Here is a 12,990-nt window from a genome sequence, read left to right as displayed (position 1 = left end):
CGGCCGAGCAGCGCCTAAGCCGCGGCCAATCCGCTTCACCCCGGCGTCGGCATCGGCTAGACGGCTGGGCAGATGACTGCCGAAACCGCTTCCCCCACCCGTTTCACCATCAATCGCGAGCGTGCCGGGGCGCTGCGCCAGCGCGCGGGCGATTATTGGTCGCGGCGCTGGGTGAAGATCGCGGCTTTGCTGCTCGTCCTGCCGCTGCTCGGCTATCTGCTGCTCTGGCTGCTGTTCGCGCGCGGGCTGCCGTCTGCCGAATCGCTGCTGACCTACCAGCCGCCGCTGCCGACCAGCGTGCGCGACATCGACGGAATGCCGGTGGAAACCTACGCCCGCGAGCGGCGCGTCCAGCTTTCCTACGACGAATATCCGCGCCGGATGATCCAGGCCTTCCTCGCCGCCGAGGACCGCACTTTCTTCCAGCATGGTGGCATCGATTATCCGGGCCTGCTCGGCGCGGTCTATGATTATGCCTCCAAGGTCGGGTCGGGCGAACGCGCGCGCGGCGGCTCCACCATCACCCAGCAGGTTGCCAAGAACCTCCTCCTCACCAACGAATATTCGGTGACGCGCAAGGTGAAAGAAGCCTTCCTCGCGCGGCGCATCGAGGATGTGCTCACCAAGCAGCAGATCCTGGAACTGTACCTCAACCAGATCTTCCTCGGCCGCAACGCCTATGGCGTGCAGGCGGCGGCGCGCGCCTATTTCGACAAGGACGTCGAGAATCTCGAGCTGCACGAGATGGCCTATCTCGCGACACTGCCCAAGGCGCCGAGCAACTACAGCCCCGAGCGCCATCCCGAGCGCGCGCTCGCCCGCCGCAACTGGATTCTGGGCGAAATGGAGCGCAACGGCTTCATCACTTCGGCGGAGCGCGCCGCAGCCCAAGCGCAGCCGCTCGGCACCGTCCGCGGCGCGCGCAATACTGTGAAGAATGTCGGCGGCTATTTCATGGAAGAGCTCCGCCGTGAGCTGATCGAGAAATATGGCGAGGAGACCGAGAAGGGGCCCAATGGCGTCTATGCCGGGGGCCTGTGGGTGCGCAGCTCCTACGATCCGGTGATGCAGAAGGCGGCCGAGAGCGCTTTTCGCGATGGTCTCATGCGCTTCGACGGCGGCCGCTCGTGGCGCGATCCGGGGCTCGAGATCGACATGGCGAAGGATTGGCGCAGCCAGCTCGCAGCCGCCGATTACGGCGTCGGCTATGAAGACTGGCGCCCCGCGGTGGTGATCGAAAAAGCGGATTCCGCCGCGACAATCGGCTTCACCGACGGCACGACGAGCACGCTCCCAAGCTACGCCGCGCAGATGCCCAAGCGCGGCACCTCCTCCGCCGCCTTCGGCTTCCTCCAGCCCGGCATGATCATCGCGGTGAAGCGCGACGGCGATCATTATGCGCTGCGCTCGGTGCCCGAGATTTCGGGTGGCATGGTGGTCGAGCAGGTGTCGACCGGCCGCGTGCTCGCGATGCAGGGCGGGTTCGACGTGCGCGGATCCTCGTTCAATCGCACCACCCAGGCGATGCGCCAGCCCGGATCGACCTTCAAGCCGATCGTCTATTCCGCCGCGCTCGACAACGGCATGACGCCGGCGTCGATCATCGTCGACGGGCCGTTCTGCACCAATCTCGGCACGCCGCAGCAGAAATGCTTCCGCAACTTCGGCGGATCGAGCGCCGGGCCGCAGACGATGCGCTGGGGGCTCGAGCAGTCGCGCAACCTGATGACGGTGCGCGCCGCCAACCAGATCGGCATGGACAAGGTGACGCGCCTCGCCCGCCAGCTCGAAGTCGGCGATTTCCCCAATTATCTCTCGATCGCGCTCGGCGCCGGCGACACCACGTTGATGAAGATGACCAACGCCTTCGCGATCCTCGCCAACCAGGGCAAGGCGCTGAAACCGAGCCTCATCGATTATGTGCAGGATCGCAACGGCAAGGTCGTCTTCCGGCTCGACGGCCGCTGCGACGCGATGGACGGCTGCAACGCGCCCGATTGGGACGGCAAGCCGATGCCGCGCCCGCCGCTCCGCACCAAGCAGCTCATGGATCCGATGACCGCCTATCAGATGGTCCACATCCTCGAAGGCGTCGTCACCCGCGGCACCGCGACCCGGCTGCGCGATCTCAATCGCCCGCTGTTCGGCAAGACCGGCACCACGTCGGGCCCGCGCGACGTGTGGTTCATCGGCGGCACCCCCGACATCGTTGCCGGCATCTATCTGGGCTACGACAAGCCGCGCAGCCTCGGCGGTGCCGCACAGGGCGGCCGCATCGCCGCGCCGATCTTCAAGGCCTTTGCCGAGCAGGCGCTGAAGGACGAGCCGGTGGTGCCGTTCCGCGCGCCCGAAGGCATCCGCATGGTCCGCATCGACCGGCGTTCCGGCAAGAAGGTGTTCGGCGCCTGGCCGAGCGGCAACGACGCCAAGGCCGCGGTGATCTGGGAAGCATTCAAGCCCGAGAGCGAGCCGCGCCGCACCATCCGCCAGGATCAAGTCGCCGATGCCGATCTCCTCGCCCGCGCCATCGCCCAAGCCCGCGCCAAGCGCGCCGCGGCGACCGACCGGCGCGACAGCGACTTCTTGCAAAGAGAGGGCGGCATCTACTAGCTCTGCGGCCGGATCGGCCGCAGAGCGTGTCCCCGCGAAAGCGGGGATCCAGCCCGATGAATATTCTGTCCTCGCCCCTTTGCAGGGACAGCCAATGGAGTGACCCATGCGCGCCGAAGCGCAAGCCCATGTCGATCAGATCAACGCCGCGCTCGCGCTGCTGCGCCGCTTCCTCGATTGGGATCGCGCGCTGCGCCGGCTCGACGAGCTCAACAACCGCGTCGAGGATCCCAACCTCTGGAACGATGCCAAGCAGGCGCAGGAGGTGATGCGCGAGCGGCGGCGTCTCGACGAGGCGATCACGGCGACGCGCACGATCGAGCGCGACCTCGCCGACAATATCGAGCTGATCGAGATGGCCGAGGCGGAGGGCGATGCGGCAATGGCGGACGATGCCGCCGCCGCGCTCGCCCAGCTCGCCGACCGCGCCGAGCAGGACAAGGTGAAGGCACTGCTCGCCGGTGAGGCCGACGCCAACGACACCTATATCGAGATCAACTCGGGCGCCGGCGGCACCGAGAGCAACGACTGGGCGTCGATGCTGCAGCGCATGTACCAGCGCTGGGCCGAGCGGCACGGGCTGAAGGTCGAGCTGATCGACCAGCATTCGGGCGAGCAGGCGGGGATCAAGTCCGCGACGCTGCTGCTCAAGGGCGAGAATGCCTATGGCTATGCCAAGACCGAGAGCGGCGTCCACCGCCTCGTCCGCATCAGCCCCTATGACAGCTCGGCGCGGCGCCACACCAGCTTCGCCTCGGTCTGGGTCTATCCGGTGGTCGACGAGAATATCGACATCGAGATCAACGAGAGCGAGCTTCGCATCGACACCTATCGCGCGAGCGGCGCGGGCGGGCAGCATATCAACACCACCGACAGCGCGGTGCGCATCACCCATCTGCCCACCGGCATCGTCGTCCAGTGCCAGAACCAGCGGTCGCAGCACAAGAACCGCGCCGAGGCGTTCAACCAACTCCGCGCGCGTCTCTACGAAGCCGAGCTGCAGAAGCGCGAGGCGGAGGCCAACGCCACCGCGGCGGCCAAGACCGACATCGGCTGGGGCCATCAGATCCGCTCCTACGTGCTCCAGCCCTATCAGCTCGTGAAGGACCTGCGCACCGGCGTCACTTCGACAGCGCCATCGGACGTGCTCGACGGCGATCTCGACCGCTTCATGGCCGCCGCCCTGTCGCAGCGCGTGACCGGCGAGACGGTCGAGGTGGAAGATGTGGACTAGGGGGCTCCTCCTCCCCCTGCTCCTCGTCGCGGGGTGCAAGGAGCAGACCAAGGCCTCCGCCTTCCCCGAACCCGCGCGCCCCGTCGCGCCGATCGTCTCGGCCCGCTATTCCAACGAGGATGCGCGCGACAGCGTGCGTGAGTTCGACACCGTGGTTCATCTCGCCGACATCGGCCAGGGCATGACGGTCGCCGACATCGGCGCGGGCGAAGGCTATTATACCGTCCGCCTCGCGCCGCTGGTCGGCGAGGACGGCCGCGTCCTGGCGCAGGACATCATCCCCGAGACGCGCGACACGCTGGCCGAGCGCGTCCAGCGCGAGCGGCTCGACAATGTCGCAGTGAAGCTGGGCGAGCCCAACGATCCCAAGCTGCCGCCCGCATCGTTCGACCGGATCCTGATGATCCACATGTATCACGAGATCGCGCAGCCGAGCGAGTTCCTCTGGCACATGCGCGGCGCGCTCAAGCGCGGCGGGCGCGTCATCGTCGTTGATGCCGACCGGCCGACCGAGCGCCACGGCACCCCGCCGCGGCTGCTGCTCTGCGAGTTCCTCGCGCTCGGCTATCAGCTCACCCGCTTCGAGCGGCTCGCCGATTCCGAAAGCTATTTCGCCCAGTTCGAAGGCAAGAGCCCGCGCCCCGAGCCCAAGGACATCCCGAGCTGCCCGGCGTAAGAGTCGGCCTCTCCACCCCTTTCCGTCATTGCGAGCGCAGCGAAGCAATCCAGCCCGCGAGATGGATTGCCGCGTCGCTCCGCTCCTCGCAATGACGGAGTAGGATCAAAGCAGCCCCATCTCCCGAAAGCTCCGGCAATCGCCGCCCGCGAAAATCAGGTGATCGCGCAACTCCACCTCCAGCGCGCGTGCCGTCTCGGCCAGCAGCCGCGTCGCCGCGCAATCCTCCTTGCTGGGCCACGCATTCCCGCTCGGATGGTTGTGCGCAATGATTATTGCATCGGCTTTAATCTGCATTGCCTCGAACAGGATGGCGCGGATAGGCAAATTAACATGCTGTTTGTAGCCGTTTTCCGTGGAGACTTTCAATACTGCGCCGCTGTGATCCAGATGGACTATTACGATCTTCTCGTGAAGCACGCCCACGAACATCTTATTAAGAAAGTCAGCCGCGCCCTGCGCAGTTTCAATGCATTTTACAAACATTTCTCTTGATGAGATGCCCGTTGAACGAGTTCACGTGCGTACTGATCCAGCTTTATAGCAAGTTATATCCATTTTGGACTAGTGCTTTCTACGGCACGCCAGCCGCTTGGATTCGCCGCAGCGCCGCGCCATAGACGAAAGCCATGCAGCCCTATCTTGAACTCATGGCCCGCATCCTCGATGAGGGTGTCGAGCAGCACGACCGCACCGGCGTCGGCACATTGAGCGTCTTCGGCGCGCAGATGCGGTTCGATCTCGCCAAGGGCTTTCCCCTCCTCACTACCAAGAAGCTGCACCTCCGCTCGATCATCATCGAGCTACTGTGGTTCCTGAAGGGCGACACCAACGTCCGCTGGCTGCAGGACAACAAGGTCAGCATCTGGGACGAATGGGCCGACGAGGCGGGCGATCTCGGCCCCGTCTACGGCAAGCAGTGGCGCGACTGGGAATCGCCCGACGGCCGCCACATCGACCAGATCGCGAACCTGATCGACCTCATCCGCCGCGATCCCGCATCGCGCCGCCAGATCGTCAGCGCGTGGAACCCCGGCGAGCAGCACCGCATGGCGCTCGCCCCCTGCCACTGCCTGTTCCAGACGCAGGTCGCCGCGGGCCGACTCAACCTCCAGCTCTATCAGCGCAGCGCCGACGTGTTCCTGGGCGTGCCGTTCAACATCGCAAGCTATGCTTTGCTCACCCACATGCTCGCGCAGCAGTGCGGGCTGGAGCCGGGGACGTTCGTGTGGACCGGTGGCGACTGCCACCTCTATTCGAACCATCTCGATCAGGCGCGCGAGCAGCTTTCGCGCGACACTCGCCCGCTCCCGAAGCTCGAGATCCTCCGCAAGCCCGACGCGATCGACGGCTATGCCTTTGAGGATTTCGTGATCCGCGATTACGATCCGCACCCGCATATCAAGGCGCCGGTCGCGATCTAGGCGGGGCTGGAGACCTTCATCAGCACGATCCCGCCGACGATCATCAGCGCGGCGGCGATGCGCATCGGGTTCGACGGCTCGCCGAGCACCAGCCCGCCGACCGCGAAAGCGCCCACCGCGCCGATCCCGGTCCACACGGTATAAGCGGTGCCGAGCGGCAGCGACCGCATCGCGACCGCAAGCAGCGCGAAGCTGAACAGCATCGCGACTATGGTGACGACGCTCGGCGTCAGCCGGGTGAACCCCGCCGAAGCCTTCATCGAAAACGCCCAGACGATCTCGAGCAGACCGGCGGCGAACAGCATGATCCAGGCCACGACGGCCTCCTTTCCCAAGAGCCGCCGGGCCGTCCCGGACTTGAAACCCTGAAAGGGGGAGGACGTGGCCTCGCGCTAGGCGAATTAGGAAGCAGGCGCGCGGGGGTCAAGCGTGCCGGTGGCAGAACAGCCGTGGCGGCGCTACGGAGCGAAGATGGAAGACGTCCGCCCCGATATCCAGATCGTCATCGCCCGCGCCGACAATGGCGTCATCGGCCGCGACGGCGCGCTGCCCTGGCATCTCCCGGCGGACCTCAGGCGCTTCAAGCGGCTGACGATGGCGAAGCCGATGATCATGGGCCGCAAGACCTTCGAGGGGCTGCCCGGCCTGCTCCCCGGACGGCGCCATATCGTCGTCACGCGCGATGCCGCCTGGCGCGCGGCGGGCGCCGAGCCGGTCGCCGACGTCGCCGTGGCGCTCGCCGCCATCGCCGGCCAGCCCGCCTCGGTGATCGGCGGCGCCGAGATCGCTGCTCTGTTCGATCCCGTCGCGACCCGCTGGGAGCTGACCGAGGTGCATATCCAGGCGGAGGGCGACACCAGCCTTCCCTACCCCGATCCCGCGCGCTGGACGCCGGTCGCGCGCGAGGATCATCAGGCCGAGGGCGAGCACCCCGCCTTCAGCTTCGTCACGCTCGAGCGGCTATGAGAAGCGATAGGGGCTGAAGCAGTCCGCGTCCGGGTCGGGCGCTCCGGCAAGCTCCGCCGCCACGATCTCCGCCGCCAGCGCCGCGAAGCTCACGCCATTGCCGCCGAAGCCGTTGGCGAGGATCACGCGCGCGTGGTTCGCCGCACGGCCGATCGCGGGCAGCCCGTCGGGTGAGGAACCGAACGCCGCCGCCCAGGCGCAGTCCACCGCGACATTCTCCACGCCGATCATCGCCGCCAGCTTGGCCGCGATCACGCCCGATTTGGCTTCGATCAGCGCGTCGCGCTGCGCCGCATCGGCGAAATCCTCGTCCTCGCCACCGGCGATCACGCGCCCGTCCGCGGTCGCACGGGCGTAGAGATAGGGATCGGACGCCTCCCAGATCATCGCATTCTCGCGCCACAGCGGCGCGGTGCCGGGCGCGGTGGCGATGGCGTAGCTCGACACGATCTCGAACGGCGGCGGCAGGAGCAAAGGCGCGCGCTCATAGCCGCCCGCGATGATCGCGGTATCCGCGTCGATCGTGCCGCCATCCTCCAGCCGCAACGTCACAGCATCGGCGCCCTCCTCAAGCGCGACGACGTCGACCGGGTGATGGATGCTCGCCCCCCGCGCCTGCGCCTTGCGCAGCAGCGCCTCGGTCAGCGCGACCGGATTGACCTCCCACGCATCGCCCGAGAGAATCGCATCGCGCGGCGCTATGTCGAACCGCGCGGCGACCGCCTCCGCCGCCAGGATCTCGGATGGCAGACCCGCCTCCGCGCGCGCCCGCGATTCGGCCGCCAGCGCTTCGGGATCGAGCAACGTCCCGGCACGATAGAGGATCGGCCGCGCGATCCAGCCGCAGTCCGCGTCGAGCGTGGCGACCGTCGCGTCGATCCCGCGCACCGCCTTATGCACCCGCCGCCAGCGCCGCGCCGCCTCGGCCATGCCGATCTCGCCCGCGAGATGAGTGAGCGGCACGTCCATTTCCCACATCACCAGCGCGGTCGATGCGGCGGTGCTGCCGTGCGCGGGCGGACGGCGATCGACCAGCGCGACGCGCACACCGTCGCGGCTCAGCCGTTCGGCGATCGACGCGCCCATGATCCCCGCGCCTACGATCGCGACATCGACCCGTGCCTCCGGCAACGGATCGGACTTTATGGGAGGCTTTTCCGCCCCCCGCCAGCACGGCCGTCCGCCGCGCAAATCCCTGTTCTCGGTCAACATCGCGCCTGAACGCGCGTGCGGGCAAGAAGTGGCCATGAAGGCCGAGCCCTTTTAGCCCCTCCCCATGATGGGGAGGGGTTGGGGTGGGGTGGCGCCTCCGAAGGAGGCGCCTTCATCTCCGCCGCCACCCCCTCCCAACCCTCCCCCATCAAGGGGGAGGGCTTTTCGAACCCGATGTCCTACACCCGTCCTTTCTGCGATTGTCGGGCCTATCGGCTCTTTCCCATCGTCCGCCTATCTTCCCGCCCGCCCCACTCCCCATGGCCAGTGCGAACATTGGGAACATTCGCGCCCGCACCGCCTTGCGTTGCCGACGGCGCCCGCCCCTCCTATACCCCGGCGCATGGAGCGGCTGGACGGCGGCTCGGCGGTTCCGGATGCGTATCGCGGGGGCATCGTCGCGCTCGGCAATTTCGATGGTTTCCATTCCGGCCACCAGGCGGTGGTCGGCGCCGCCATCGCGCGCGCCCGCGCCGAGGGGCGGCCCGCGCTGGTCGCGACTTTCGATCCGCACCCGGTGCGCTTCTTCAAACCCGACGCGCCGCCCTTCCGCCTGACCACGCTCGATCAGCGCCAGCGCCTCTTTGCCGAGGCGGGGGCAGACGCGATGATCGTCTTCCACTTCGATGCCGCGCTTGCCGCGCTCAGCCCGGAGGCATTCGTCGCCGAGCGGCTGGTCGGCGCGATCGGCGCGGCGGGCGTCACCACCGGCGAGGATTTCACCTTCGGCAGGAGCCGCGCCGGCGATGTCGGCGTGCTGAAGGCGCTCGGCGCCGCGCACGGCCTGTCGGTCGATGCGGTCGCGCCGGTCGCCGACGGCGCCGAGCCGGTCTCCTCCAGCCGCATCCGCGAGGCGCTGCAGGCCGGCGATCCCGGCGCCGCGGCGAAGCTCCTCACCCGCCCCTTCGCGATCGAAGGCGTCGTCGAGCATGGCGACAAGCGCGGGCGCGAGATCGGCTATCCCACCGCCAACATCGCGCTCGGCGCCTATCTCCGCCCGCGCTTCGGCATCTACGCCGTGCGCGGACGTCTTCCCGACGGCCGGACGCTCGACGGCGCCGCCAACCTCGGCATCCGCCCGACCTTCGATCCGCCCAAGGAATTGCTCGAACCCTATTTCTTCGACTTCGCCGGCGATCTTTACGGCCAGACCATCGAAGTCGAGCTCATCGCCTTTCTCCGCGACGAAGCGAAGTTCGACAGCCTCGATGCCCTCACCGCGCAGATGAAACAGGATGTCGAGCAGGCGAGGCACCTCCTCGCATCGTCACCCTGAACTTGTTTCAGGGTCCAGTCCGCCACCGCACCGCAGCTCCTCGCTGGATGCTGAAACAAGTTCAGCATGACGGGAGTGTTTCCTTGCCCCATCTTCCCCGCTAAGGCCGCGCGCGATGTCCGATGAGTCCCCCACCCAGGATTGGCGCGATACGGTCTTCCTGCCGAAGACCGATTTTCCCATGAAGGCCGGCCTCGCCCAGAAGGAGCCGGCGATCCTCGCGCGCTGGGAGCAGGAGAAGCTATACGAGCAGCTCCGCGCCGCGCGCGCCGGGCGCACCCGCTTCATCCTCCACGACGGCCCGCCCTACGCCAATGGCGATCTCCACATGGGGCACGCCATGAACAAGGTGCTGAAGGACATCATCGTCCGCAGCCGCAGCCTGATGGGCAAGGATGCGCCCTACATCCCCGGCTGGGACTGCCACGGCCTTCCGATCGAATGGAAGGTGGAGGAGCAATATCGCAAGAAGAAGCTCGACAAGGACGAGGTGCCCAAGGCGCAGTTCCGCGCCGAATGCCGCGCCTATGCGGACAAGTGGGTCGGCGTGCAGCGCGAGCAGTTCCAGCGCCTCGGCGTGATGGGCGAGTGGGACGATCCCTATCTCACCATGGCCTATGAGGCCGAGGCGACGATCGCCGCCGAGCTCTTGAAGTTCGCGGAGAGCGGCCAGCTCTACCGCGGCGCCAAGCCGGTGATGTGGAGCCCGGTCGAAAAGACCGCCCTCGCCGACGCCGAGGTGGAATATGAGGACATCACCTCCACCCAGATCGACGTGGCGTTCGAGATCGTCGAAAGCCCGATCCCCGAGCTGATCGGCGCCCACGCGGTGGTGTGGACCACTACGCCCTGGACCATCCCGGTCAACCAGGCTTTAGCTTACGGGCCAGAGATCGCTTACGTTTTGGCATCAATGCGTCCGATCCCGTTCTCGGACGATGAACCTCCTGCGCCGGATCGAAAGGTGCTTGTAGCTAAGCACCTGATCGATGCGATCGAAGACCGACTGCTTGTTACCTTGACGCAGATCAAAAGGATTGAAGGCTCCGACCTCGCTGGCACCGTCGCCCGCCACCCGATGCATCATCTCGGCGGTTTCTTCGCCAAGCCACGCCCGTTCCTGCCCGGCGAGTTCGTCACCACCGATGCGGGCACCGGCCTCGTCCACATGGCGCCCGATCATGGCGAGGACGATTTCGATCTGTGCAAGGCGCACGGCATCGGCCCCGTCTTCGCGGTCACCGACGACGGCAAGTATCGACCGGACTGGGCGTGGCTCGGCGGCCAAGGCAGCGTCATCAACCCCAAGTTCAACGCCCCCGACGGCCCGATCTGCACCGACCTCCGCGAAGCCGGCGCCCTCCTCGCCGCGAGCGCGGACTTCAAACATTCCTATCCGCATAGCTGGCGGTCGAAGGCCAAGGTCATCTTCCGCTGCACACCGCAGTGGTTCATCCCGATGGATCTCTCGACTGCGGGTCTCGACAGGCTCGACCCTGCGCTCGAGACGAGCGGAGTGAAAAATGCAAAACCGCTCATCTCGAGCAGCGTCGAGCGCAGTCGAGACGCGACCGTCGAGAGATCGCCCTCCAACCATCCCACCCTCCGCGGCATCGCGCTTGATGCGATCGAGAATACCCGCTGGGTGCCCGAGCGCTCGAAGAACCGCATCCGCGCGATGGTCGAGGGGCGGCCGGACTGGGTGATCAGCCGTCAGCGCGCCTGGGGCGTGCCGATCGCACTCTACGTCCACCGCAAGAGCGGCGAGTATCTCGTCGATCCAGCGGTCAACGCACGGATTGTCGCGGCCTTCCGCCAGGGCGGCGCCGACGCCTGGTTCACCGCCGATCATCAGGCGCTGCTCGGCCCGGACTATGATCTCGCCGATTACGAGCCGGTCAACGACATCCTCGACGTCTGGTTCGACAGCGGGTCGACCCACGCCTTCGTGATCGAGGCGCGCTATGGAGAGGGTGTCCGCGCCGATCTCTACATCGAAGGGTCGGACCAGCATCGCGGCTGGTTCCAGTCCTCGCTGCTCGAAAGCGCCGGCACCCGCGGCCGCGCCCCTTATGATGCCGTGCTGACCCACGGCTTCGCGCTCGACGCGCAGGGCCGCAAGATGTCCAAATCGGTCGGCAACGTAGTCGATCCGCTGGCGATCATCCGCGACAATGGCGCGGACATCCTCCGCCTCTGGGTCGCGAGCACCGATTATTTCGAGGACGTGCGCATCGGCAAGGAGGTGCTGTCCGGCACCACCGACATGTATCGCAAGCTCCGCAACAGCTTCCGCTACCTCCTGGGCGCGCTCGACGGGTTCGACGATGCGGAGCGGGTGGCGCCGGCGGCGATGCCGGAGCTGGAGCGCTACATCCTCCACCGCGTCGCACTGCTCGATGCCGAGCTCAAGGCCGCCGTCGAGGCGTTCGAGTTCAACCGCTACGTCCGCGCGCTGACCAATTTCGCCAACGACGATCTTTCCGCCTTCTTCTTCGATATCCGCAAGGACAGCCTCTATTGCGACGCGCCGGGCGATCCCAAGCGCCGCGCCTATCGCACCGTGCTCGACATCCTGTTCCACGCGCTGGTCCGCTGGGCCGCGCCGATCATCCCCTTCACCGCCGAAGAAGTCTGGCAAACCCGCTTCCCCGACTGCGGCTCGGTGCACCTGCTGGAATGGCCCGAAGTCGATGCCGCGTGGCGCGACGAGGCGCTGGGCGAGAAGTGGGAATTGCTGCGCGGCCTGCGCATCCGCGTGACGGAGGCGATCGAGCCGATGCGGCGCGACAAGGTGGTCGGCTCTAGCCTCGCCGCCAATGTCGCGATCGAGCTCGCCAATCCCGATCTGGTCGCCATCGTGAAATCGCTCGATTTTGCGGAAGTCTGCATCGTCTCCGGTCTCGCGGTGGCTGAGGGCCAGCATGATCGCATCGCGATCGAAGCGAGCGATCGGCACAAATGCGGCCGCTGCTGGCGGCTGCTTCCCGAAGTGACTGAGGACGGCGCGCTCTGCGGCCGGTGCGACAAGGTGGTGCATGGCTGAATTGACCGACACTCCGGCCCCTGTCGCGGCGCCTCACCCCGGCGAGGAAGGCCGCTGGCGGACGTTCGGCTACACGCTCGCGATCGGCATCTTCGTAGTCGACCAGATCCTGAAGTGGATCGTCACCTATCCGCTCCAGCTCCAGCAGCGTGGCGTGATCGATCTGCTGCCGATCTTCGATCTGCGCTGGGTGGAGAATCGCGGCGTATCGATGGGGATGCTCACCGCCGACACCGATCTCGGCCGCTGGCTGCTGGTCGCGATGACCGCGGGAATCGCCATCTTCGTCGCCGTCTGGCTGTGGCGAGAGCCCAAGCGGGCGGACGCGGTGGCGCTGTCGATGATCCTGGGCGGCGCGCTCGGTAACATCGTCGATCGCGTCCGCTACGGCTATGTGGTCGACTTTCTGGACCTTCATTTCGGCGAATGGCGGCCGTTTTTGATCTTCAATGTCGCCGACGCTGCCATTACCATCGGTGTCCTGCTATTGCTGGTCCGATCGCTGCTGACCCGCGACGGCAAGACCAAGAAGGAAGTTTGACTATG

At 66.7% G+C, this 12,990-nt stretch carries 11 protein-coding genes; 8 read left to right on the top strand and 3 right to left on the bottom strand.

Translation table 11 applies throughout. The annotated features are described in order from the left end of the window. Positions 1-72 precede the first annotated feature (72 nt). The 3 genes from B9N75_RS08400 (at position 73) to B9N75_RS08390 (ending at position 4,520) form a co-directional block, all read left to right on the top strand. A complete protein-coding gene (locus tag B9N75_RS08400) occupies positions 73-2,610 on the top strand; it encodes a penicillin-binding protein 1A (protein WP_085218387.1) in 2,538 nt (845 codons plus the stop codon). A gap of 106 nt (positions 2,611-2,716) precedes the next feature. Further along, positions 2,717-3,844, top strand: a complete 1,128-nt coding sequence (prfB, locus tag B9N75_RS08395) for a peptide chain release factor 2 (RefSeq protein ID WP_085218386.1) — start codon at positions 2,717-2,719, stop codon at positions 3,842-3,844. Beyond that, the gene (locus tag B9N75_RS08390) at positions 3,834-4,520 is read left to right on the top strand and encodes a class I SAM-dependent methyltransferase (protein ID WP_085218385.1); all 687 of its coding nucleotides are present in this window, start codon (positions 3,834-3,836) and stop codon (positions 4,518-4,520) included. The genes prfB and B9N75_RS08390 overlap by 11 nt, the downstream gene beginning before the upstream one ends. 105 nt (positions 4,521-4,625) lie before the next feature. On the opposite strand, the gene B9N75_RS08385 is transcribed toward B9N75_RS08390, so the two are convergent. Next, entirely contained in the window at positions 4,626-5,006 is a 381-nt protein-coding gene (locus B9N75_RS08385) for a JAB domain-containing protein (RefSeq protein ID WP_085218384.1), read from the bottom strand. 143 nt (positions 5,007-5,149) lie between these two features. On the opposite strand from B9N75_RS08385, the gene B9N75_RS08380 reads away from it, so the two are divergent. Then, positions 5,150-5,944, top strand: a complete 795-nt coding sequence (locus tag B9N75_RS08380; protein WP_085218383.1) for a thymidylate synthase — start codon at positions 5,150-5,152, stop codon at positions 5,942-5,944. Here the strand turns inward: B9N75_RS08380 and B9N75_RS08375 are convergent. Beyond that, complete coding sequence (locus B9N75_RS08375; RefSeq protein WP_085219490.1) at positions 5,941-6,261, bottom strand: DMT family transporter; 321 nt, start codon at positions 6,259-6,261, stop codon at positions 5,941-5,943. The two genes, B9N75_RS08380 and B9N75_RS08375, sit on opposite strands and share 4 nt — an antisense overlap. Before the next feature lie 154 nt (positions 6,262-6,415). On the opposite strand from B9N75_RS08375, the gene B9N75_RS08370 reads away from it, so the two are divergent. Continuing rightward, complete coding sequence (locus tag B9N75_RS08370; RefSeq protein WP_085218382.1) at positions 6,416-6,910, top strand: dihydrofolate reductase; 495 nt, start codon at positions 6,416-6,418, stop codon at positions 6,908-6,910. Here B9N75_RS08370 and B9N75_RS08365 read toward each other — a convergent pair. Then, entirely contained in the window at positions 6,905-8,041 is a 1,137-nt protein-coding gene (locus tag B9N75_RS08365) for an NAD(P)/FAD-dependent oxidoreductase (protein WP_172840851.1), read from the bottom strand. The two genes, B9N75_RS08370 and B9N75_RS08365, sit on opposite strands and share 6 nt — an antisense overlap. Before the next feature lie 424 nt (positions 8,042-8,465). Here B9N75_RS08365 and B9N75_RS08360 point away from each other — a divergent pair, with 424 nt between their 5' ends. The 3 genes from B9N75_RS08360 to lspA all read left to right on the top strand — a co-directional run bounded on the left by B9N75_RS08360 (position 8,466) and on the right by lspA (position 12,985). Further along, complete coding sequence (locus B9N75_RS08360; protein WP_085218380.1) at positions 8,466-9,398, top strand: bifunctional riboflavin kinase/FAD synthetase; 933 nt, start codon at positions 8,466-8,468, stop codon at positions 9,396-9,398. A gap of 115 nt (positions 9,399-9,513) precedes the next feature. Beyond that, entirely contained in the window at positions 9,514-12,444 is a 2,931-nt protein-coding gene (gene ileS, locus B9N75_RS08355; protein ID WP_085218379.1) for an isoleucine--tRNA ligase, read from the top strand. After that, a complete protein-coding gene (gene lspA / locus B9N75_RS08350) occupies positions 12,437-12,985 on the top strand; it encodes a signal peptidase II (protein ID WP_085218378.1) in 549 nt (182 codons plus the stop codon). The genes ileS and lspA overlap by 8 nt, the downstream gene beginning before the upstream one ends. Positions 12,986-12,990 lie beyond the last annotated feature (5 nt).

It is taken from the genome of Allosphingosinicella indica (assembly GCF_900177405.1).
Lineage (GTDB): Bacteria > Pseudomonadota > Alphaproteobacteria > Sphingomonadales > Sphingomonadaceae > Allosphingosinicella > Allosphingosinicella indica.
This window is presented reverse-complemented; position numbering and strand designations above follow the sequence as displayed.